Source organism: Oceanobacillus sp. FSL K6-2867, from assembly GCF_037963145.1.
GTDB lineage: Bacteria > Bacillota > Bacilli > Bacillales > Amphibacillaceae > Oceanobacillus.
The window spans coordinates 1,210,272-1,233,856 of sequence record NZ_CP150144.1; the positions used below are offsets into that span (position 1 = coordinate 1,210,272).

At 36.3% G+C, this 23,585-nt stretch carries 22 protein-coding genes and 3 pseudogenes; 20 read left to right on the forward strand and 5 right to left on the reverse strand.

Annotated elements, in window-relative coordinates; all coding sequences use genetic code 11:
• The first annotated feature begins 315 nt into the window (after window positions 1-315).
• Window positions 316-1,547 (forward strand): annotated as a pseudogene (locus tag NSQ77_RS05860) (IS110 family transposase).
• Window positions 1,548-1,852: 305 nt separating this feature from the next.
• Here the strand turns inward: NSQ77_RS05860 and NSQ77_RS05865 are convergent.
• The 3 genes from NSQ77_RS05865 to copZ form a co-directional block, all read right to left on the reverse strand.
• Window positions 1,853-3,274 carry an MFS transporter gene (locus NSQ77_RS05865; protein ID WP_339229541.1) on the reverse strand — a complete coding sequence of 474 codons (1,422 nt, stop codon included), beginning with the start codon at window positions 3,272-3,274 and terminating at the stop codon, window positions 1,853-1,855.
• 363 nt (window positions 3,275-3,637) lie between these two features.
• Window positions 3,638-4,309 carry a hypothetical protein gene (locus NSQ77_RS05870; RefSeq protein ID WP_339229543.1) on the reverse strand — a complete coding sequence of 224 codons (672 nt, stop codon included), beginning with the start codon at window positions 4,307-4,309 and terminating at the stop codon, window positions 3,638-3,640.
• Between the two features lie 162 nt (window positions 4,310-4,471).
• Window positions 4,472-4,678, reverse strand: a complete 207-nt coding sequence (gene copZ / locus NSQ77_RS05875) for a copper chaperone CopZ (RefSeq protein WP_339229545.1) — start codon at window positions 4,676-4,678, stop codon at window positions 4,472-4,474.
• Window positions 4,679-5,271: 593 nt separating this feature from the next.
• Here copZ and NSQ77_RS05880 point away from each other — a divergent pair.
• The 16 genes from NSQ77_RS05880 to NSQ77_RS05955 all read left to right on the forward strand — a co-directional run bounded on the left by NSQ77_RS05880 (window position 5,272) and on the right by NSQ77_RS05955 (window position 20,553).
• Complete coding sequence (locus NSQ77_RS05880; protein WP_339229547.1) at window positions 5,272-6,051, forward strand: MBL fold metallo-hydrolase; 780 nt, start codon at window positions 5,272-5,274, stop codon at window positions 6,049-6,051.
• Between the two features lie 690 nt (window positions 6,052-6,741).
• Complete coding sequence (locus NSQ77_RS05885) at window positions 6,742-7,314, forward strand: MT-A70 family methyltransferase (RefSeq protein WP_339229549.1); 573 nt, start codon at window positions 6,742-6,744, stop codon at window positions 7,312-7,314.
• Window positions 7,311-8,372: a DNA cytosine methyltransferase gene (locus tag NSQ77_RS05890; protein ID WP_339229551.1), complete on the forward strand. Its 1,062-nt coding sequence runs from the start codon at window positions 7,311-7,313 to the stop codon at window positions 8,370-8,372. Before NSQ77_RS05885 ends, NSQ77_RS05890 begins: the two co-directional genes overlap by 4 nt.
• Before the next feature lie 67 nt (window positions 8,373-8,439).
• Window positions 8,440-8,634 (forward strand): hypothetical protein, encoded by a 195-nt coding sequence (locus NSQ77_RS05895; protein WP_339229553.1) that lies wholly within the window; start codon window positions 8,440-8,442, stop codon window positions 8,632-8,634.
• A 108-nt stretch (window positions 8,635-8,742) separates the two neighbouring features.
• A complete protein-coding gene (locus NSQ77_RS05900; protein ID WP_339229555.1) occupies window positions 8,743-9,057 on the forward strand; it encodes a YdcP family protein in 315 nt (104 codons plus the stop codon).
• Between the two features lie 12 nt (window positions 9,058-9,069).
• Complete coding sequence (locus NSQ77_RS05905) at window positions 9,070-9,450, forward strand: YdcP family protein (protein WP_339229556.1); 381 nt, start codon at window positions 9,070-9,072, stop codon at window positions 9,448-9,450.
• Window positions 9,450-10,790: an FtsK/SpoIIIE domain-containing protein gene (locus NSQ77_RS05910; RefSeq protein WP_339229557.1), complete on the forward strand. Its 1,341-nt coding sequence runs from the start codon at window positions 9,450-9,452 to the stop codon at window positions 10,788-10,790. The genes NSQ77_RS05905 and NSQ77_RS05910 overlap by 1 nt, the downstream gene beginning before the upstream one ends.
• Before the next feature lie 226 nt (window positions 10,791-11,016).
• Window positions 11,017-12,204, forward strand: coding sequence for a MobT family relaxase (gene mobT / locus NSQ77_RS05915; RefSeq protein WP_339229558.1), 1,188 nt, complete (start codon window positions 11,017-11,019; stop codon window positions 12,202-12,204).
• Window positions 12,205-12,330: 126 nt separating this feature from the next.
• Entirely contained in the window at window positions 12,331-12,552 is a 222-nt protein-coding gene (locus tag NSQ77_RS05920; RefSeq protein ID WP_048923812.1) for a hypothetical protein, read from the forward strand.
• Between the two features lie 183 nt (window positions 12,553-12,735).
• A complete protein-coding gene (locus NSQ77_RS05925; protein WP_339229562.1) occupies window positions 12,736-12,999 on the forward strand; it encodes a hypothetical protein in 264 nt (87 codons plus the stop codon).
• Between the two features lie 38 nt (window positions 13,000-13,037).
• The gene (locus NSQ77_RS05930) at window positions 13,038-13,538 is read left to right on the forward strand and encodes an antirestriction protein ArdA (RefSeq protein WP_339229564.1); all 501 of its coding nucleotides are present in this window, start codon (window positions 13,038-13,040) and stop codon (window positions 13,536-13,538) included.
• Between the two features lie 60 nt (window positions 13,539-13,598).
• On the forward strand, window positions 13,599-13,991 hold the full coding sequence (locus NSQ77_RS05935; protein ID WP_339229566.1) for a conjugal transfer protein: 393 nt from the start codon (window positions 13,599-13,601) through the stop codon (window positions 13,989-13,991).
• On the forward strand, window positions 13,975-16,428 hold the full coding sequence (locus NSQ77_RS05940) for an ATP-binding protein (RefSeq protein ID WP_339229568.1): 2,454 nt from the start codon (window positions 13,975-13,977) through the stop codon (window positions 16,426-16,428). The genes NSQ77_RS05935 and NSQ77_RS05940 overlap by 17 nt, the downstream gene beginning before the upstream one ends.
• 4 nt (window positions 16,429-16,432) lie before the next feature.
• Window positions 16,433-18,610 (forward strand): YtxH domain-containing protein, encoded by a 2,178-nt coding sequence (locus NSQ77_RS05945; RefSeq protein WP_339229570.1) that lies wholly within the window; start codon window positions 16,433-16,435, stop codon window positions 18,608-18,610.
• Between the two features lie 5 nt (window positions 18,611-18,615).
• On the forward strand, window positions 18,616-19,626 hold the full coding sequence (locus NSQ77_RS05950) for a bifunctional lysozyme/C40 family peptidase (RefSeq protein ID WP_339230943.1): 1,011 nt from the start codon (window positions 18,616-18,618) through the stop codon (window positions 19,624-19,626).
• A 15-nt stretch (window positions 19,627-19,641) separates the two neighbouring features.
• Complete coding sequence (locus NSQ77_RS05955) at window positions 19,642-20,553, forward strand: conjugal transfer protein (RefSeq protein WP_339229572.1); 912 nt, start codon at window positions 19,642-19,644, stop codon at window positions 20,551-20,553.
• A 46-nt stretch (window positions 20,554-20,599) separates the two neighbouring features.
• Here the strand turns inward: NSQ77_RS05955 and NSQ77_RS05960 are convergent.
• A pseudogene (locus NSQ77_RS05960) lies at window positions 20,600-20,737 on the reverse strand (TetR family transcriptional regulator); the annotation flags it as partial.
• A gap of 322 nt (window positions 20,738-21,059) precedes the next feature.
• On the opposite strand from NSQ77_RS05960, the gene NSQ77_RS05965 reads away from it, so the two are divergent.
• Entirely contained in the window at window positions 21,060-21,812 is a 753-nt protein-coding gene (locus tag NSQ77_RS05965; RefSeq protein WP_339229574.1) for an alpha/beta hydrolase, read from the forward strand.
• Here the strand turns inward: NSQ77_RS05965 and NSQ77_RS05970 are convergent.
• A complete protein-coding gene (locus NSQ77_RS05970) occupies window positions 21,781-21,993 on the reverse strand; it encodes a hypothetical protein (protein ID WP_339229576.1) in 213 nt (70 codons plus the stop codon). The genes NSQ77_RS05965 and NSQ77_RS05970 overlap by 32 nt on opposite strands.
• 216 nt (window positions 21,994-22,209) lie before the next feature.
• Here NSQ77_RS05970 and NSQ77_RS05975 point away from each other — a divergent pair.
• Together NSQ77_RS05975 and NSQ77_RS05980 are read left to right on the forward strand one after the other, a co-directional pair.
• Window positions 22,210-22,352, forward strand: a pseudogene (locus NSQ77_RS05975) (helix-turn-helix domain-containing protein); the annotation flags it as partial.
• Window positions 22,353-22,689: 337 nt separating this feature from the next.
• Window positions 22,690-23,289, forward strand: a complete 600-nt coding sequence (locus tag NSQ77_RS05980; protein WP_339229578.1) for a hypothetical protein — start codon at window positions 22,690-22,692, stop codon at window positions 23,287-23,289.
• Window positions 23,290-23,585 lie beyond the last annotated feature (296 nt).

The following is a 23,585-nucleotide window of genomic DNA, read 5'->3' on the forward strand; positions in this document are numbered from 1 at the left end:
TATTACCCATTAACATCCCTCATTTTTATAATTATCTTATTCCACTAAACTGCCCCGTTCATATTATAAGGTTAGCCAGAATGCTAAATTTTTCTGGTTGACCATTTTTTATATGGTTTTATTATAACAGTAGCCAGGGTAGAACGTAACTGCCCATGGGGCTTTGATCCCGTCAACTAAACCGTTCGCCCCCTACTTGTAGAAACATGATTGAGGCTGGTTGGGACTTAGATCTCGAATAACAAGCGAAGCTGTGACACTGCATGTAGGATTAGGGGTTACTGGCAAATTTAATAGTTTAGGACGAGATTAACAATGAATCCGGTCGTTGGTCTGGATGTATCTAAAGGAGAAAGTCAGGTTCAAGCATTTTTAGATAAAGGCAAACCCTATCGTAAGAGTTTTAAAGTTTCTCATACTGTTGAGGACCTTAGATCACTCGTTGTATTTCTTGAGGAAGTAAAAAAGGAATCTGGTAAGAAGCCCCCAATAATTTTAGAAGCTACCGGTCATTATCAAGCCCCTGTTGTTCATTATCTGGAGGAACGAGGATATTTACTGATTATCATCAATCCATTGATTTCATATAAGGCAAGGGGATCGAGTTAAAGAAAAGTAAAAACAGATGCCATTGACGCTTATCTTCTTTGTGAATTGTTCTATAAGGAGGAGTTAGAGCCGTATAAAAAGCGTGGAGTCCAATTGCTAAACCTTTGAAATCTCACAAGACAGCATGAAAATATAACGGGCGTTATGATTCAAACCAAGCTGCAATTTCAGGCAGTGCTTGAACAAGTATTTCCTGAATATAAAGGGGTTTTTGGAGATTTATATTCTGTGGTTTCACTTTTAACTCTTTCAGAGATCCCTTCTTCTGATATTTTTAATGCAAGTGAAGAAGTAATTACAGACAAGATAAACAGTCTTTGTAAGAGTCGATCAAGCAGATGGGCAAAGGAAAAAGCGATTCAACTAAAAGCTGCGGCTTCACGTAATCCTTTTGAAAAGACAGTTTATCGAAGTCATATTTTAAGCCTTGAAATGTATATTAGGATGATTCTTCAATACAAAGAGCATCTAGCAAAGTTAGAGTTAGAGATAGATGCCCTCGCTAAAGATATTGAAGAATATAATATCATCAAATCTATCCCAGGTATCGGAGAAAAAATCGCCGCCACGATTATTTCAGAGATTGGGAGATAGATCGATTTAATGCTCCTAAAAAGTTAGTAGCTTTCGCTGGAGTTGATCCTAGTGTATTTGAATCAGGCAAATTTTCAGCAACCAAAAATCGGATTACAAAAAGAGGCTCTAGTAGGCTTCGTCACGCATTATTTATGGCAGTTCGTTGTGCCATACGAGATAGTCGCAAGAAGAAATCGACCGATGAAATTATCCCTCGAAACAAAAGAATGCGAGAATTTTATGATAAGAAACGTGAAGAAGGAAAGCCATTTAAAGTAGCTGTTATTGCTTGTGTAAATAAACTCTTACATTGGATTTATGCTTTATTAAAAAATAAAGCAACCTTCCAAGATATAGTATAAAAACTATATCTAGCTAAGTAAACCAAAACCTTCCAAAAAGGGATTATTGGAGGGTTATTTGGCGTGCTCATTTTAGTATAACATGACTAATTTAAACTTTTCATTGAAAAATATTGACAAACTATTAGCTGGTTTAGTTTAAGTACAATATTTCACAGATTAATATTATCATAAATCAGCTTTTTAAAAATTCTAACGAAACCATTTTTATATTATCTAAAAAAATTTCCCTGCCATTTTGGCAGGGAATTAGTAATTTAATAGTAACTTTTTCAGAAGAGGAAATTTCCCAAATCACACTTTTGCTACTTATTTCGTGAACGTACAAATAACAAAGCTAAAACAGCTCCTATAAACGCCACAATTCCTGACCAGAAGAACGCCTGCTGGAATCCTTCATTTAAAGCAGTAACTGCATTTACAGCATGACTGGATTTTGTAGTTGCGCCAGCAATGGCCACCATGATAGCTAGACCAATTGCAGAACCAACTTGGAAATTAGTATTGTATAAACCAGAAGCAAGACCTGACTTTTCTATTTCTACTTCTGATACAGAGGCTGTTGTAGCTGATAGATATGCAAGTGCATTACCTAGCGAAGCGACAAATGAAGGTAATAATACACTTATCCAATAGCTCCCATCTACTGTAGCTACTTGTGAGAATAAAACATTTCCAGCTCCAAGAATAATAAACCCAATTATCATCGTCCGTTTAAGACCGAGTTTCGCTAATACTTTTTCGGCTACTGCCACCATGAAAAATGCCATAAATATAGGTACAGGAAGTACTGCCATCGCTCCAACGGATGGGGAAAACTGTAAAACCTGCTGTAAATATAGAATAACCATATACATCAATGGGAACCATGCTGCTTGTACTAAAAAGACAGCTATATTTCCGATGCCTAAATTTGGAGTTTTAAAAATATCCAGCGGTAATAAAGCTTCCTTGACCTTAGATTCTACTAAAAGGAAAACTAAAAACAAAACTACACCAACAATTAGAGAAATAATTGTATTAGATGACTGCCAGCCGCTATGCTCTGCTGTTACAATACCATAGACAATCAACATAAGAGAAGCAGTTACTAAAATGGCACCTATATAATCAATACGTCCAGTTGATTTTTGACTAGACTTTTGTAAAAGCATTAGACTTATAACAAGGACAAGAATACTAAGTGGAACGTAGATAAGCAGTGGCCAGCGCCAACTAAAGAAGCCTGTAAGTACTCCCCCTAAAACAATTCCAAATGCTCCACCTGCCGCACCGGATAATCCCCAAAAAGCAAGTGCTTTTCCTTTTTCCTTATTACTAAAAGAAAACAGTTGCATAACCATAGATAGAGCTGCTGGTGCAATTAATGCAGATCCAACTCCTTGAACAGCTCGAGATACATTCAGACTCATCTCACTCCAGGCTAAACCTGCAAACAGAGATGAAATAGCTAAAATTAAAACTCCTAAATTAAATATGCGTCTATTACCAAATAAATCTGCTAATCTTCCTCCTAATAAAAGGAATCCTCCAAAGAAAAGAAGAAAAGCACTCATCACCCATTGTAAACTTTCTTGTGTATAACCAAGTGCTTCCTTGATAGAAGGTAGTGCTATCTGAATAATGGACGCATCCATGATTACTAGGAAGTTGGCAAAACACAACAGAAACAGTGCCTTCCATCGTTTAGGATCTGGTTGTGAGATTGTGTTTGTATGTGTAGACATAGTTGTATTACCCCCAATATTAGTTATATTAGACTCATAAAGAAATAAAATATTCATCAAATTTCTTTTATGGAATCTGTTTATTCCTATTGACTAACTTCTAATAGCTTTTTTAATTTCTATTTTATTTTGCGTAAATCCAGTCATATTTTTTAGCTTTTCCACTTAAACCTAACAAAGAAGATTTTAAAAACGGCACAGGTAATTATTCGGGTTTCTTTTTCAACTCTTTCTCTTCTTTAGACAGCTTTGTTAAGATGCTTTTTAAGAAGCTTAAGTCTTGGCAATGGGAGCAATTCAGTACTTATATAGATTCCACAGATGATATTTAGCCAACTGCCATCTTCTCTCTCATGCCTTTACTCATTCAGTCACTTCTATAACAAATGGGTAGGTGTATACCTCATCCCCGAACTTAAACTCAGCCCATATTTTATACATACCTGGGTTTGGAAAATGGGCATGAAAGCTAGTTGTATTTTCTGAATCCGGATGAACATGAATATACTGCTCGGCTTCTTCATTAACAATTACTACATGACCTAAAGCTCCAAGGTGGTGTTCAGGTTTTTCTCCATGCATGTCAAAGTCTAGAGGAACTGCCTCACTAGCTTTTGCTTTAACATCTTCTAAAGTGACTTTTTTCCCACCAATTTCCTTCGTCCAATTATCTTCTCTTTCCAAGCTCGTTTTATTTGTCTTACCTGTTCCAACTTGTACTGTATTAGGAGCAGGTTGATATGCCTTTCCTTCTGGCACAATATCAACAAAAGCTTGATAGGTACCATCACTTAAAGGTTGATTAATGGTATAGAGACCATCTTGTACCTTTTCAGGATGTAGGTGGTAATATTCCTCTAAATCATTAGAAACCAAAATAAAATGCATTTCTTTCTCATGTTCTACTGCCAATTCAGGTGTTGCACCCTCATGATCTTCCAATTTAATTGAAATTTTTTCATTATCATACGTTACATTTGTTTTTACTTCTGATTCTCCTTGGTGATTATGATGATTGTGCTTACTATGATCCATATCTTTTTCCTCCTTTTGATTACCTTCCATATTGCGTACCGCTGTACTTTCATGGAGAGATTTTTCACTAGTGTTCCCATCGTATCCCAATATACATATACAGGGTATTTTTATTATCAAAAGAGAGATCGTGCTACTGAATCACGATCTCTCATTTTAATTTTAAGCAACATCATAACCTTGTTCTTCAATCACTTCTGTAATTTCTTTTAAATCCACTTTTTCTGAATTGAAGGTTACGTCTACTTTTTCATCTTCTAAATGTACTTTGACGGATTCAACTCCATCCAATTCTCCTACGTTGCCCTCGATTGAATTAACGCAATGACCACAAGACATTCCTCGTACATTAAGTGTTATATTTTCCATGTAAATTACCTCCTTATTTCTGATTTGTTTTTATCTTACCATACCCCAGAAGGGTATTGTCAAGAAAAATTTGTTTTAGTGGTTTTGAGGATGATTGAATCGCTAACATTTATACTATACCCCTATACGGTTATTATTCGTAAAAACTAGGTTTAAATTTAACACCACCCATATAGTCTGTGTAAAATTCTATTCATTTATAATATCTAAAAAAAATTCAGCAATATTTCAATGAAATTTTGGATTTTTAGTTTTCCATTCTATAATAAAAGTCTGTTATATATTCTTTTAAATCTTCAATTAAAGTACCCATTAATAAGTAAATTCAGTCCAAAACTACGATTTATTAATAACAATTAATAATTTATTTGCCCAATTCCTTCATCGTAATTCGACTAGTCCGATTAGTTCATTTAAGATGAGCATATCTGTTTTATCTAACATTTATCTAACTACTTTCATTAATCAAGTCAAACGAGGAAAAAACTTTCATTAATTAAGTCAAACGGTGAAAAGACTTTATTTAACCTATGTATTCCTGTTCGATCATAGTATATACTATGCGTAGTTCAAAGAAGAGGAGTTAATTAATCATGAATATACAACACATTCGTAATGCAACATTAGTTGTCGAATATGCAGGTAAAAGGTTTTTAATAGATCCAATGTTAGCAGATAAAGGAGTTTATCCACCTTTTGGACCTAAGGTAGGTTTTCCAGATGCACCAAGACAAGATCAAAGTAATCCTGTATCGAGCTTACCAACTTCAATTGAAAATATTGTATCTAATATTGATGCTGTCATTGTTACACATCTGCATTTAGACCACTGGGATGATGCTGCTAAAGATGCATTGCCAAAACAAATTAAAATATTTGCCCAAAATGAGGAGGATGCCTTAGAGATTCGAAACGATGGATTCCAAAATGTAGAGGTTTTACAAGATAGTACAGTCTTTGAAGGTATTCAATTGATTAAAACTAAAGGCGAACATGGAAGAGGGGAATTAGTAAAACTTGCCGGTCAAGTGTGCGGTGTTGTTTTCAAACATACAAATGAAAAAACTTTGTATATTGCTGGAGATACGGTATGGTATGATGCAGTTCAGGAAGTAATCGAGACACATAAGCCAGAAATTATTGTTGTAAATGGTGGAGATAACCAATTCCTTGAAGGCGGCTCTCTTGTAATGGGGAAAAATGATATTTATGAAGTGTATAAAGCTGCCCCTAACGCAAAAATTATTTCTGTCCATATGGAAGCAGTAAATCATTGGACATTATCAAGGGAAGAATTAAAAAGCTTTATTAATGATAAAGGAATCTCCTCTAATGTTTTAGTACCAGATGACGGAGAAACATATTCATTATAAGAACAAAACAGGCAGAGGAAATTTATCTGTCTGTTTTTTATTCAACCAACTAACCAGCACCATTAGTTGAACAAGCTTTGAGATGTTCATTTAATAAAAAACCTAAATATGCTATATATCCATATTTTAATTATACAATAGTTCTAATAATCATACTGCCAAAACCTACATTTATTAAAAGTCGTATGCAATATATAATTTGAAAAAATAATCCCTACCAAAATTTATTCTTGGTAGGGTTTTTGGCAGGGAACTATATCATTTTTAACTTATTTTCTCCATATTAGACTAGGATAAATGCCGATATATAGGCGTTCCCTCTTCAAGTTAAGTTGTACTTTTACTCCCACTCTACTTTCAAGGTGCCAGGTATAGAGCAATATCATTGATTTTAAAGGGTTTTTAGGAAGTATCAATGCTTGTAATATGATATAAAAAATTAAAATAATGCAATTTTAATGCAATAAATGCAAATCACTGTTTGGAGTTATCACTATAAATATTTGATATCTTAAACAAGAGACGTTTCAATTGAAGCGTCGTTTTTTATGGAAAAATCGAGTGATAAAAGTATACACCTTCAATTTATACTATGCATTCTTATGATAAGTAAATAAATCTTAATTGTCATTTAAACGGTAAACGTTGACAAATGACATTTTTTTATTGTGCAAATTTGAGGTGATAAAAATGAAATATAACATTATCTACGCTGATCCGCCGTGGCAATACCGACAAAGAAAAGGAAATGGAGTGGCAGAAAACCATTATCAAACAATGAATTTAAAAGATATTTGTAATTTACCTATTGATACTATCTCTCACAAAGATAGTGTTTTATTTTTATGGACGACCTTCCCTATGCTACAAGAAGCATTACAAGTGATAATTGCGTGGGGATATACATTTAAAACGGTTGCCTTTGTCTGGGTGAAACAAAACAAGTCAGAAAATGGCTTTTTCTTTGGTTTGGGTCACTGGACACGCTCAAACGCTGAAATTTGTTTATTAGCTGTAAAAGGACGTCCCAAAAGAATATCGAAGAAGGTTCATCAGTTAATTGTTAGTCCTGTGGAAGGACACAGTAAAAAGCCTGACATTGCAAGAGATAAGATAGTTGAGCTAATGGGCGATTTACCACGAGTTGAATTATTCGCTAGGCAATCACCTGTTGATTGGGATGTTTGGGGAAATGAAGTGGAAAGTAGTATTTCTTTAGAAACTAAAAAGCAAGATCCTACATTAAAGATTGATTGCTTATGACAGGTCTTACATTAGGTAGTCTTTTTGACGGAATTGGTGTCTTCCCTTTAGCTGCTTCTCTTGCTAATATTACCCCAATTTGGGCAAGTGAGATTGAGAAAGCACCTATATCCATTACAAAAAGACACTTTCCAATGATGGTTCATATTGGAGACATTACAAAACTTCATGGTGGGGCTATCCCTCCCGTAGATATTATTACGTTTGGATCGCCTTGTCAAAATCTATCTAATAACGGAAATCGAGAAGGATTGGCAGGAAGTCAATCAAGTTTATTTTATCATGCGATACGAATTATTGAAGAAATGAGGTGTGCAACGGATGGAGAATATCCAGTTATCGCTGTTTGGGAAAACGTCATTGGAGCATTTTCATCAAATAACCGGTTGGATTTTAAAGCCGTGTTGGAGTCGTTCACAAAAACCGATATTCCAATGCCTGCTTCTGGAGAATGGGCCAAGGCTGGAATGGTGCGAGGGAGAAACGTTGAAGTCTGTTGGCGACTCTTGGATGCCCGATATTGGGGAAAGCCCACGCTACCTCAAAGACGAAGACGTATCTTCCTCGTGGCAGATTTTAGAGGAACACGTGCCAGAGAAATATTATTTAAAGCCCGCAATTTGCAATCGTTTCCTACGTCTTGCGGAAAAGACAGGCTGTCCTCCACCAGCACCAGTCGAATATCTGCTCAAAAAACAAGGGGGAAAATACCCATCGTCCGCCCCTTTCAAGAAAGACGTATGCGAAGTACCGCAAAAGACAAAAACAAAACAGGATTCATTGGAAGTTTTGGGCGGACACATGACCCTTTTCCAACTTTGCTTGCAAGTTCCGTAAATTATTTTTCATTTTGGTATGAAGGAAAAGAAAAAGAAGGTTATATACGACAACTCACCCCATTAGAATGTGAACGTTTGATGGGATTACCAGAGGGCTGGACAGCTTTAGGACACAAAGATGAAGCAATTAGTGATCATGCAAGATATAAAGCGCTTGGAAATGGGATCGCTGTACCATGTGCAGCATATATCATGGCTGGCATTGCAGAAGCAATATAGATATAACACATTCACGTATGACAAATCTCCTGTCATGCTTTTTTTATTGTTTCATCTATGAAGGAGTGTGGTTTCTTTGGAAGATAACGAAACAAAGGTAATGGAATGGATCGATGATCATTTTGTTATGAATGAAATTGAGGTGGAGAACTTTCCGTTTTTTCCTTGTGGGAAGTTAATACGTGATAAAAATGGAGAAACGATGGTTGTATTTTGGTGCATTATTTATGATCGGGTGGATTATCGTTTTCAAGAAGCATAAGGAGTGATTCATTCATGAAGATGTATTTTTCTCGTTCTCCTCCCTTCTGCCCATGCTCTCCATATGAATAAATAATCAAAAATTAATACAAGAAAAGAGGGCTACATGATGGAATTAAAATATGTGATTCCGAACATGGAAAAAACGTTTGGAAATTTAGAATATGCAGGAGAAGGAAAGGTCGAACAGCGCCGAATTAATGGACGGATGACAACACTATCTCGAAGCTATAATCTGTATTCCGATATTCAACGCGCAGATGATATTGAGGTCGTTCTGCCACAAGAAGCAGGAGAAAAATTCTTTGAACATGAAGAAAAAGTGCAATTAGTGAATGCAAGAATCACCGCAGAAGGTTATAAGATTGGGGAACGTGGTTTCACAAATTATATTTTACACGCTGACGATATGGTCAAAGCATAAGGAGGAAAAAAGATGAGATTAGCACAAGGTATTGTCATTGATAAAGAAAAGACATTTGGATTATTAAAATTCTCTGCATTACGTCGTGAAGTGTTTCTTCAAAACGAAGATGGAACGGTATCAACAGAAGTTAAGGAACGCACCTATGACTTAAAGTCTCGTGAACAAGGGCGCATGATTCAAGTAAGTATTCCTGCTTCCGTTCCCTTAAAGGAATTTGATTATAATGCGGAAGTAGAAATTATAAACCCTGTCGCAGATACAGTCGCAAATGCAACATTTCGTGGGGCAGATGTTGATTGGTACATTAAAGCAGAAGACTTAGTCTTAAAAGAAAAAGCGACAACATCGGCTAGTAACGTCCCAAAATCTAACTCTAGTAAGGAAAAATGATGAAGATTTTTAGAAGACGAGGGAAACGCATTCGAGCTAGTGATGCTACCCTCCTCTTTCAATTTTTGTTCAATCGGTTATTTGTCGCATGGCTTATCCCTTTTACACTTTTTCATCTGTCATTTTTATTATCAACGGAATGGAAACTATCATTATTTCAAGAGCATTTTATCAGTCCTTATGGATTGATGACATTCATAATCAGTTTTGTTATGACAGGTGTATGTGCTTTTCTGTATTATCGTTATCGATATGACTATATTAGACAAGTCATTCATCGTCAAAAACTCGCAAAAATGATCTTGGAAAACGGTTGGTATGAAACAAAACAAGTACAGTCAAGTAGCTTCTTTGAAGACATACCAAATGGAAAAGCAAAAGATAAAATTAGTTACTTTCCTAAAATGTACTATAGTCTTGAAAAAGGATTGCTCTATATTCAAGTGGAAATCACACTAGGAAAGTATCAAGACCAGTTACTTAATTTAGAAAACAAGCTAGAAAGTGGTCTGTACTGTGAGCTAGTTTCAAAAGAGTTACATGATTCTTTTGTAGAATATATTTTGCTCTATGACACAATTAATAGTCGTATTTCTATTGACGAAGTCATTGCACAAAATGGCAGCTTAAAGCTCATGGATGCTATGTATTGGGAATACGATAAGTTGCCACATATGTTGATTGCTGGCGGGACTGGCGGTGGAAAGACGTACTTTATTCTTACACTGATTGAAGCTTTATTAAAAACAGATGCAAAATTGTATATCCTAGATCCGAAAAATGCCGATTTAGCAGATTTGGCCACTGTTATGCCTGATGTGTATTATAAAAAGGAAGATATGATGGCATGTATTGACCAATTTTATGAAGATATGATGACTCGTAGTGAAGAAATGAAAAAGATGCCTAACTATAAGACTGGAGAAAACTATGCTTATTTAGGTTTATCCCCTCACTTTTTAATTTTTGACGAGTACGTCGCATTTATGGAAATGCTTGCCTCTAAGGAAAGTACAGCCGTATTAACTAAATTAAAACAGATTGTTATGTTAGGACGACAAGCTGGCTTCTTTCTTATCCTCGCCTGTCAGCGACCAGACGCAAAATACCTTGGGGACGGCATTCGAGATCAATTTAATTTTCGGGTTGCTTTAGGTCGTATGAGTGAGCTCGGGTATGGAATGATGTTTGGAAGAGACGTACAAAAACAATTTTTCTTAAAACAGATTAAAGGCCGGGGGTATGTCGATAAAGGGGATAATGTCATTTCTGAATTTTATACACCCCTTGTCCCCAAAGGTCACGATTTTCTAAAAGAAATTGCTAAACTAGCCCAATAAAGGCTGCCCAGTGCGGCGGCGTGCGAAGCGAAAGCCGACGTGCTGGGCGAAGCCTGCGTGGCGACAGCCACGCCTTAGCCCCCCATTTCTAACAGGGGGGTAGAAAAGCAATAGGAAATTATTCCAAAAGCCTACAAAGCCTGATGGCACAACGGTTTGAAGCATCATACAAAGATGTCAACTTTTTATCTCTAGTTGACATCTTTTTTAGTTGGGAGGAATGCACATGAAACAAGTACCTTGGTATCGACAATTAAAAGAAAAACGCTTGGAATACGGTGTATCACAAAATAAACTAGCTGTTCATATGGGAATTTCACGACAATATATTAGTGAAATGGAAACAGGAAAAGTAACTCCCTCCAGTTCCCTGCAAGCTGCTTTATTTGACGTACTGGAACAATTTAATCCAGATGCTCCTTTGGAAATCTTGTTTGATTATGTGCGAATTCGTTTTTTAACGACCAATCCAAAGCCTGTCATTGAAGATATTTTGAAACTCAAAATGGAGTATATGTTACATGAGGATTTTGCGTTTTATTCCTATATGGAACAATACGTTTTTGGTGATATTGTCGTTATGGTTTCCCCTGATGAGGATAAAGGGTGTTTACTTGAACTCAAAGGAAAAGGCTGCCGTCAATTTGAAAACTTTCTACTAGCCCAACAGCGAACATGGTTTGATTTTTTTATGGATGTGTTTCGTGTTGGTGGTGTATTTAAACGAATGGACCTTGCGATAAATGATAAGACAGGCATATTGGATATTCCGTTTCTGACAAATAAATGCCGAAATGAAGAATGTATCTCTGTTTTTCGTAGTTTTAAAAGCTATCGTTCTGGCGAACTCGTTCATGGAGAAGAAAAGCGAGATATGGGAAATACGCTGTATATTGGTTCCTTAAAAAGTGATGTGTATTTTTGTACGTATGAGAAAGATTACGAACAATACGTGAAACATGGTACATCACTTGAAGATACAGACATCAAGAATCGTTTTGAAATTCGCTTAAAAAATGATCGTGCTTACCACGCAATCGTCGATTTAATGACATATGAAGATGCTGGACGAACTGCTTTCTCTATCATTAATCGGTATATTCGTTTTGTCGATAAAGACGAAGAAAAACGTCGCAGCAGTTGGAAAATCAATAAAGAATGGCAGCGTTTTTTGGATTTAGGTATTAATAGAAAAATCTATTTAACAACAAAGCCTGAACCTTATACGTTTGATAAGACGTTAAGATGGCTGGCTCGACAAGTCGCCCCTACTTGGAAACTAGCAACTAAGCTAGATGAAATCAATCAAACGACTGTCATCAAAGATATGTTAGATCAAGCAACATTAACAAAGCGTCATCAAAAATTATTGATGCAACAGGCACTTGCGACAGAAGAAGTCATTAAACAATAGGTGGAGGAGATTTGATGAATCTATTGAAATGGATGTTGTTTACCGTCATTGGTGGTGTGTTTCTATGGTTTATTGAATGTATGCGTCAAGTAACAAAGTATTAAAGGATGAAAGGGGAAATGGAAGATGAATTTCGGCCAAAATCTCTATAACTGGTTTTTAAGTAATGCACAATCTTTAGTGTTAATGGCAATTGTTGTAATTGGAATTTATTTAGGATTTAAACGAGAGTTTTCTAAACTAATCGGCTTTCTAGTTATTGCTTTAGTTGCGGTGGGATTAGTCTTTAATGCGGCTGGAGTGAAAGATGTGTTATTAAACCTATTTAATCGAATCATAGGGGCTTAATTGTAACGTTTGTTTGTGGAAGATAAGTGGTCTTCTTATGTTCTACAAACAAATGTTGATCCAAACGGTAGTGCGGAAGGGAGTAACAAGCTTATTTTTATGCACCAGTCAATTAAACGTAGGTGCTCTTTTTCTTGTGCTTATCTTTTCCGAATTTCATTTCTTTACTTGGAGGTGTGTTCATTGCATACGATTGTAACTGTTGAAAATAGAGATGAGTTAGATAAAGCATTATTGGAAGTTGGTATGGCTATTCAAACAGGAGATGAAATATGCGACAAGGCAATGGAAGAAGCAAATGATAGGAATGTGAATGACTCGGAGCTGATAGTTATTAAACTAGAAAATGACCCGGCAGATTTATCTACAACCGTATTTGAAGTAATAAAGGATGAGGATAATCCTGCAATCAAAAAGCTTTCCTTTAGAGAATTTCATTATTTTTAATCACTTTATTAACTTTTTGCAAAGGGATGTGAATTTCTATGGAAATGCAAGTTTTTATAACGAATCTCGGTAAATATAACGAAGGAGAAGTTAATGGTGCATGGTTTTCACCACCTATTGATTTTGAGGAAGTAAAAGAACGCATCGGTTTGAATGGAGAGTATGAAGAATATGCCATCTTTGATTACGAACTCCCTTTTGAAATTGGTGAATATACACCTATTTCAGAAGTAAACCGATTATGTGCCATGGTGGCAGAAATTGAAGGTACACCACTTTATGATTCTCTTTCCGAAGTTCAAAGCTATTGGTTTAACAATATAGAAGAGTTACTGGAACACCAAGATGATATTATGTATTATCCTGATTGTGAGAATATGGCAGATGTCGCAAGGGTATTGGTCGAAGAAACGGGAATGTTAGGGGAAGTCCCCTCTAATTTACAAAACTATTTTGATTATGAAGCTTTTGGACGTGATTTAGAAATTGAGGGTAGTTTTCTAATTACGTCAAATGGTGTATTTGAATATACGCAGTAATGGACAAGCAGCTTGTTATCGTACAGGCTGCTTTTTCTATGTATGAAAGGATGATTATATTTGAAAAAACTGAAAAGCTATACCCGAATTTGGTCTGTAGAAAAAGTGATCTATGCCATTAATGACTTTCGTCTTCCCTTTCCATTGACCTTTAATCAAATGTCATGGTTTGTTCTTTCATTTTTGATGGTGATGTTACTTGGGAATCTTCCCCCACTCTCTTTGATCGATGGAGCGTTACTAAAATATGTCGGCATTCCAGTTGGTTTGACATGGTTTATGAGTCAGAAAACATTTGATGGCAAAAAACCGTATCGTTTTCTCAAGTCCGCATTGACTTATTGGTTTCGACCTAAAGTTACGTATGCAGGAAAGACAGTTAAACTTCAACAAATGAAAGTGAATGAATCCATTACTGCCGTTAGGAGTGAAGTCCATGCGTTATCCGATTAAATATATGGAAAATAATCTCGTTTTCAACCATGATGGCGAATGTTTTGCGTATTATGAACTGTTGCCATATAACTATTCGTTCCTTTCACCAGAGGAAAAAATGCAAGTACATGATCATTTCCGTCAATTGATTGCCCAAAATCAAGACGGGAAAATTCATGCTTTACAGATTAGTACCGCAAGCAGTATTCGCTCGGTACAAGAACGAAGTAAAGAGTTAGTGTCGGGGAGATTACAAGATGTTGCCTATGAACGGATTGACGACCAAACAGAAGCCCTAGTTTCTATGATTGGGGAACATCAAGTAGACTATCGTTTCTTTATCGGGTTTAAGTTGTTGCTGAATGAAGAAGAAGTCAGCATAAAATCAATGGGGAAAAACATTAAAAACTCACTTTCTTCATTTGTCCGTGATGTAAACCATCATTTAATGGGTGATTTTGTTTCCATGCCCCATGATGAAATGAGACGTTTCTCTAAAATGGAATCTTTATTACAAAATAAAATAATGAGACGTTTTAAAGTACGTCCTTTAGATAAAAATGACTTTGGCTATCTGATGGAACACCTTCATGGTCAATCAGATATTGCCTATGAGGAATATGATTATGTACTTCCACTAAAAAGGTTAAAGAATGAAGCTTTAGTGAAACGGTATGACCTGATTAAACCGACTCGTTGCTTGATTGAGGAAAACCAACGATATTTAAAAATTGAACAGGAAGAACAAACAACGTATGTCGCTTATTTTACGATTAATTCGATTGTTGATGATTTGGAATTTCCATCGGATGAAATCTTTTATTATCAACAACAACAATTCACTTTCCCGATCGATACGTCCATGAATGTGGAAATTGTGACGAATAAAAAGGCGTTGTCTACGGTACGAAACAAGAAAAAAGAATTAAAGGATTTAGATAACCATGCTTGGGAATCCTATAACGAAACAGGCAGTAATGTTATCGACGCATTGGAACAGGTCAACGAACTAGAAGATGTACTTGACCAAAGTAAAGAGTCCATGTACAAGTTAAGCTATGTTATTCGGGTATCTGCCCCTAGTTTAGACAAACTCAAACAGCGTTGTAATGAGGTCAAAGATTTTTATGATGATTTGAATGTAAAACTTGTTCGGCCGTTTGGAGACATGATTGGTTTGCACAGTGAGTTTATCCCTTCTAGTAAACGCTATATGAATGATTATATTCAATATGTCACGTCTGATTTTCTTGCAGGGCTTGGATTTGGAGCAACGCAAATGTTAGGAGAAACAGAAGGTATTTATTTTGGCTATAACTTAGATACAGGCAGAAATGTGTATCTCAACCCAAGCCTAGCCAGTCAAGGTGTGAAAGGGTCGGTTACCAATGCGTTAGCTTCTGCTTTCTTAGGCTCACTAGGTGGCGGAAAATCTTTTAGTAACAATCTACTTGTCTATTATGCCGTTCTGTTTGGCGGACAAGCCCTGATTGTTGATCCAAAAGCGGAACGAGGAAACTGGAAAGAAACGTTGCCTGAAATTGCTCATGAAATAAATATTGTTAATTTAACAAGTGATAATTCCAACAAAGGATTACTTGATCCTTTTGTCATTATGAAAAAGAAAAAGGATTCGGAAAGCCTTGCGATTGATATTCTCACTTTTCTTACTGGTATTTCTAGTCGGGATGGAGATAAATTCCCTGTATTACGAAAAGCGATCCGAGCAGTTGGTCAACAGGAAGAACGTGGACTCCTTCTTGTGATTCATGAATTAAGGAGTGATCCCAATCCATTAGCTGGTCCGATTGCTGACCATATCGAAAGTTTTACCGATTATGACTTCGCTCACCTCCTCTTTTCCGATGGAACAGTGAAAAGCTCGATTAGTTTAGAAAAACAGTTAAACATTATTCAAGTGGCCGATTTAGTATTACCAGATGCAGAAACAAGTTTTGAAGAATATACAACGATGGAACTGCTTAGTGTTGCCATGTTGATTGTCATTTCTACCTTTGCATTAGACTTCATTCATTCTGACCGCAGTGTATTTAAAATCGTGGACTTAGACGAAGCTTGGTCCTTCCTACAAGTCGCACAAGGAAAAACACTATCTAATAAGTTAGTACGTGCAGGTCGGGCCATGCATGCTGGAGTCTACTTTGTTACTCAGAATGCAGCGGATTTAACGGATGAAAAATTAAAAAATAACATCGGTGTGAAGTTTGCTTTTCGCTCTAGAGATATAAATGAGATTAAAAAGACACTTGAATTCTTTGGAGTGGATAAAGAAGATGAAGAAAATCAAAGGAGACTTCGAGAACTCGAAAATGGTCAATGCTTAATTCAAGACTTATATGGGCGTGTGGGAATTATTCAAGTCCACCCTGTCTTTGAAGATTTATTTCATGCTTTTGATACTCGACCACCTATCAAGGAAAAAGAAAGGCGGTGACAATGTGCACAAACAAAAACTAAAAAAGATAGTGATAACGGTAGTGCTGATTAGTGCTACTGTTTTTTTATTGCTTTTTTTACTTGGTACATTCGCACAAGCTGCTGGACTAGTTGATGATACGGTGTCAGAAGATAATCTCTATTCCTTGTACCCATTGGACCATTATCAATTAGATTTCTATGTGGATTCGGGTTGGGATTGGTTGCCGTGGAATTGGGATGATGGCATTGGAAAGCAAGTGATGTATGCGCTCTACACGATTACGAATTTCATATGGATTATTAGTCTGTATTTGTCTAATGCGACAGGTTATTTAATTCAACAAGCCTACTCGCTCGATTTCATTTCACAAACGGCAGACGCTATCGGGAAAAATATGCAAACATTGGCTGGAATTACCGCTAGTGGTTTCAGTAGTTCGGGATTTTATGTAGGTTTCTTGCTTCTCTTTATTTTAGTGATTGGGATTTATGTGGCATATACAGGTTTAATGAAACGGGAAACGACAAAAGCCATTCGAGCGATTTTAAATTTTTTAGTTGTGTTTATTTTGTCCGCTTCTTTTATTGCCTATGCCCCAACGTATATCGCTAAAATTAATGACTTTTCAGCAGATATTAGTCAAGCAAGTTTAGATTTAGGAACAAAAATCTTGATGCCTAGCTCTACTAGTCAGGGAAAAGATAGTGTGGATATGATACGAAATAACCTTTTTTCTATTCAAGTAGAACAGCCATGGATGTTATTACAATTTGATGATTCGGATAAAGAAGCGATTGGCGAAGAACGTGTTGAAAGCTTAGTTTCGATCAATCCTGATACGAATAACGGAAAAGATCGTGAAGATGCTGTTAAAGCAGAAATTGAAGATCATGACAATAAAAATTTAACGATTACGAAAACGACCACTCGCTTAGGAATGGTCTTCTTTTTATTTCTGTTTAATATCGGTATCTCCATTTTCGTGTTCCTTTTATCGGGCGTTATGATTTTCTCGCAAATTCTGTTTATTATCTATGCCATGTTTTTACCCATTAGTTTCTTGTTATCCATGATACCTAGCTTTGAAGGCATGGGAAAACAGGCAATTATGAAACTGTTTAATGTGATTATGCTTCGGGCTGGAATTACGCTCATTATTACAATTGCCTTTAGCATTTCCTCCATGCTTTACAGCTTAACGTCAAGCTATCCGTTTTTCTTGATTGCCTTCTTGCAGATTGTGACGTTTGCGGGCATTTATATGAAACTCGGTGACATTATGAGTATGTTTAAACTGCAAAGTAGTGATTCACAACAAGTCGGTCGTCAAGTGATGCGTCGTCCTTACCGCATGTTCAATCGTGGCAGTCGCAGGTTACAGCGAACCATCGGACGTACGCTTGCAGGAGCGACGGCTGGAGCAACAGTCGGGGCAATGGTTGGAAAATCAAAGCAAACAAAAGGTTCCTTCTCCCCTATTCGACCATTACAGCGGCTGACATCAACTGCAAAGAACAATAAAGAACGCTCAAATGGCAATACAAAGCAAACAACTTTGAGCCAGAAAGTAGGTCAAGTCACAGGAAAAGTGTTTGGTGCGAAAAATCAGTTCCGTGCGAATATAGATCACCGCAAAGAACAACTGCATGATTTACCTACTACTGCTCAATATGCGGTGATGCAAGGAAAAGAACAGCTTACAAAGCCTGCCCGTGATTTTAAAGAAGGCATGAAGCACGCAAAGGAAAAGAGACAAAAAACACATGCAGACCGTCAAGCAAAACATCGTCAAACCATTGCAGATAGACGACAAGTATTGGATAAAAAACGTACCCCTTCTCGGGATATTTCCAGTCGTGAACGCCCTGTCACACATGGCGTCCATAAGCCTTTAAATCAAGAACAATTAAAGAACCCAACTGTTCAACAAAAACAAAAGACAAGACCTGTCACAAAAAACGAGCATACGAAGCAATACCAATTACAACGACAGTTATCAAGTCCAGACAGAAAAGAACATCTTACTGATCATCCCAAACAATCGGTTAAAAAGGAAAAGCGACCCTACAATGAAGAACATTCTCAAGCAAAAAATAGTCGGACAACTATCAAGCGACCTTCTAAACCGTTGAAACGTACAAACCAGAAACAAATCACGAAGCGTCCAATCCATGCGGTTAGGAGGAAACGCCAATGAAGGTTATGAGAATAAAAATCATGTTAATTGCTGGGGGATTAGGCTTTCTTGCTTTTTTAGGGCTATTAGCATTTGTAGCTATTTTTATATCGAATGAAGAACATTCATCAGAGCGTGGTGATTCCATTCACGATATAGGCAGCATATCAGTAACCGAAGATGTGTTAAAACATCAGCCAATGGTAGAGAAATATGCAAAGGAATATGGCATTAGTGAGTATGTCTATACCTTGCTCGCTATTATTCAAGTAGAGAGTGGCGGAAAACTTTCAGATGTGATGCAATCTAGTGAATCATTAGGACTTCCGCCGAACTCTTTAGATACCGAAGCTTCGATTCAACAAGGAACAAAATACTTTGCAGATTTATTACGCTCCGCAGAACGAAGTGGTGTTGATGGCAATGCAGTTATTCAGGCTTACAACTATGGCGGTGCTTTTATTGATTATGTTGCGAAACGTGGAAACTCTTACTCTTTTGAAATAGCTGAAAGCTTTGCGAAAGAACGATCAGGCGGCAGCAAAGTCACTTACTCGAATCCGATAGCCATAAAGAAAAATGGTGGTTGGCGTTATCGCTATGGCAATATGTTTTATCTCGATTTAGTGAGTCAGTATTTTATGTCACCTCAATTTGATAGTGAAATGGTTCAGTTGGTTATGAATGAAGCATTAAAGTATGAGGGTTTCCCGTATGTTTTTGGCGGCTCGAATCCAAATACCTCTTTTGATTGTAGTGGGCTGACACAATGGAGTTATCGGAAAGCTGGTATCAATTTACCACGTACAGCACAGCAGCAATATGATGCAACCGAGCATATACCTTTATCAGAAGCAAAGCCAGGTGATTTAGTGTTTTTTCATTCCACGTATAATGCAGGAACGTATGTCACCCATGTAGGAATCTACGTTGGAAATAACCAAATGTATAATGCCGGCGATCCAATTGGTTATGCGGATTTGACATCTTCTTATTGGCAAAAGCACTTAATTGGAGCTGGGCGGATAAAACAATAGAGAGGGTTGGAATAGATGAAAAACTTTTTTAAGAAAACAGAAAAACAAACGCTGAATACAAAACCTAAGAAAATGAAAGTACGGACTGTTGGTACACGTAATAAAACAGTCACTTTTTTATGGATACTCTTAATTGGAAGTCTTGCCTTTGGCATTTATAAAAACTTTACAGCAATTGATCAACATACGGTTCATGAAAGAGAAATCATTGAAACTCAAATGATAGATACAAATGCAATAGAGAGCTTTACGAAAAACTTTGTGAAAGACTATTACACATGGCAAAACAAAAAAGATTCTATTGAACAACGAGCAGAAAAGATCAATAACTATTTGACAGAGGATTTACAAGCTTTAAATACCGATACCGTAAGAGACGATATTCCTACTAGTTCCAGCGTGAGTGGTATTGATATCTGGTCGGTGACACCAGAAAATGATAATACCTATGCGGTTGTTTATTCGGTAGATCAAAAAATTATGGAAGATAAAAATAGCGAAATGGTCCGATCCACCTATCGAATCTTATTACATCAAGATAATGTAGGAAACTTGGTAATTATACAAAACCCTACCTTATGGAGCATGCCGAATAAATCAGACTATGAGCCACAACAACCTGAAAGTAATGGTACAGTTGACTCTGATATAGTGCAGGAAGTGACAGAGTTTTTGGAGACGTTCTTTACATTTTATCCGACTGCAACAGAACAGGAACTTGATTATTATGTGAAAAATAATGCTTTACCACCGATTGGTAAGGATTATCTATTTTCAGAGCTAGTCAATCCAGTCTTCCAGACAATAGATAATCAAATAAAAGTACGGGTTACTGTTAAATATATTGACGAAGCAACAAAAGCAGCACATTTTTCACAATATATACTCACGTTAGAAAAAGATACAAATTGGATGATTGTCGAGTAAAAATGATTTAGTTTATTTACTGTAGCTTTAGAATAAAGGTTTGATCAATTGCTCCGGTAGACATTCCAGCTTCAGATGCAATTCTTCGGATAGATGCTTTTTCAATGCCTTCCGTTTCAATAATTTTCCAAGCTGTTTCAGCGGTCATTTTTCTTTTGTGATCATGATCAACTATTTTCGGCACTCAAATCACCTCTTGCTTTTATTTAACACACTGTGTTATTATCATTTCATCACAGTGTGTTAAATAAATAAGGGGGGATGTTTAAATTCTTGAAATCACTTATTGGAACATTAAAGAGGATGGGTATTATAAAAGTGGTGAAATAGGACCTTCTTGAGCAATTAAATCATTTGTAATGGTACATTAAACTTCCATTTTAACCGAACAAGTTTATTAAATGGTTTTGTGAACAGTTTGGGAGATAAGAAAAGGAATCTTAGAAATGAAACGAAGATAGTCATGGACAATGCCTACTTTTTTCAGGGAAAGGAGATTGAAATAGATGGATCTTCATTACGAAATTAAAGGAAGAGGAAAGCCAGTTATACTACTTCATAGTGGAGCTATGGATTCACGTGACTGGGAATTCATCACACCATATCTTTCAAAGTCGTTCAAAGTAATCACTCTTGATGTCCGGGGTGCAGGGAAGTCACCTGTTCCGAATGAACCCATTGATTATGTTAAGGATCTTAGAAAACTCTTGGATCATCTTAAAATTAAGAAAGGTGCCCTCGTTGGACATTCACTAGGTGGACAAATTGCAACTGATTTTACTCTGACCTATCCAAAAAGGGTGTCTCAACTGGTATTGGTCGCTCCAGGCCTGTCGGGGTTTAAATTTTCTTCCGAACATGCGGAATTAGAGAGCCGAGTTTCTAAAGCTGCACCAGATGTCGAAAAAATGACTAATATAATATTAAGCGAGCCTTCCTGGAGCGTTTCTTTTGGAAAAGCATACAATTTATTGCGCGAAATGATGATACACAATATTCAAAAAAGTTTTGATTGGAAAACATTCGAAACTGTTTCCTCCAATTCAGCGATGGAAAGATTGGGAGAAATTAAAACGAAGACACTTTTTATCATAGGCGAGAAGGACTCAGGAGATCTCTTTAAAATCGCACAATTATATAAGGAAGTTCCCAATATTAACTTTGTGCGTATACCTGGTGCTAATCACATCATCACTTTGACCCATCCTAAGGACGTTTCCGACCATATCAGTCTTTTTTTGAGCTTACCAGAATGGTAATCAGAAATGTCATCTTATCACCATAGACAAATAATTCTAAACTACTTGCGCCAAAACTAGCAAAATCTAAGGTTTTCCATTCACCTGATTCTGTATTTTTATTAAGTATATCTATGATTTTTATATTTTCTTCATTGAAGTTTTTAAAATTTTTATCATACTCAATAAAATAGAGTGCCATGTTACCCCTGTTCCAGTCAATGAATCCATGGGGCTGTCTCCACCTAAAGAATATTGATAACTTATGACACCTTCACGTCTTTATATCAGTTGGTGAGAAATTAAATGACAAAAGTAATGGCTATTCTCAAACAGCATGACTAGAGCCAATGGTACCACTGTTTCTTTTTTATACATTAAAAGAGATTAAAGGATTTCCTATTAATAAGGAGTGTTTATGAATGCTCGAAACTATCACGGTTTTCGTGCTGTTGGAATAAAGAAAATTATTGAGGAAGCAAATGTAGCTACTATGACGTTATACAAAACCACTTTACATCGAAGGAACAACTAATCGAAGAGGTTCTTATGCAATGTGAAGACATTGCTTTCCAAATGATGCTTTTATTAGAAGGGCAACTTCGATGGCAGAAACCGTTGGACCCTAAAAAGCAGAAACATGCCATTCATATGTTGAAATCACTTTTAAAAACATGGGACAAGTAGGTGCAGGTCTATGTAAATATCATATCTTACCAGAAAAGTCAGTCAATTATTAAGGAGGTGAAAATTAAGTCATATTATTACAAAAAGGAAGGTGAGGTTCAAGCGGAAAAAGTTAAAGAATATCGTGTTGTGGATTTAAAATAAAGTTTAACCGTTTTGAAAAAAGTTGCACTACAATAGATTGACTTTTAATTTAAGAGGAGGAACTTTGATGAAAAGAAAAATGATACGTAATCTGTCTTTAGCTTTAATAGCCCTAGTAGGAGTTTTCTCTTTAGTTAGTTTTGAAGGTAGAACAAATGCAGCTAGTTTAACATCGAATCCAGATCAGGATCTAAAAGTTGACACAGTAGATGGAATAAAATATGCACCAGGTAAACATAAAAAAATTGTTGGAATGGTAGTTGAAGCAACTGATCAAGGAGAAAAGGTACATGGCTTCTCAACTCCAGAAAAATATGAAGCATATCATCAAAAAGTTACAGAGCGATTATCTAGTCAGTCAATAAGTATAATGGCAAGACCAACTTATTTATATGAACATACTTCGGGTCATGGATATGGAAGATCATTAATTGCGTATCCTGGAACTCAGGTCACTTCTCTGAGTACTGCATGGGATAACAGAATATCTGCTGTATCTGTAGCTCCTGGTTCTTGGATCAGGCTCTATCAAAATCGTTATTATGGTGGTCGTTATTTAACTCTTGTAGGTTATCCAAACAAATACTTTACCACCAATTTAACTTCTTGGGGAATGTCTGGTACTACTTCTTGGAACGACCAAGTCTCATCTTATCGAGTTAGATGAGAAAAACGGTAATGTCCACGAAAAAAAGGGAATCTTAAAACAACCATTCAACATTTCTGTGTTTGGATGGTATCATAAACTCACAGTCCTAATTATTGATCTTAGTTCAACAAACAGGCTACTTTGTGAATAATCAGTCACCTAAAACTTCTAGAGTAAATTATTATTTGTTTATTTAACCAGAGCAAAGAGGAATATGAAGTTTAGAAAAACCTGGGACATTATGCATCATGATCGAAAGGGTTTAATGTCCTTCTATGAGCCTAATTTCTCAATTTTAATGTTGAGAAATTAGG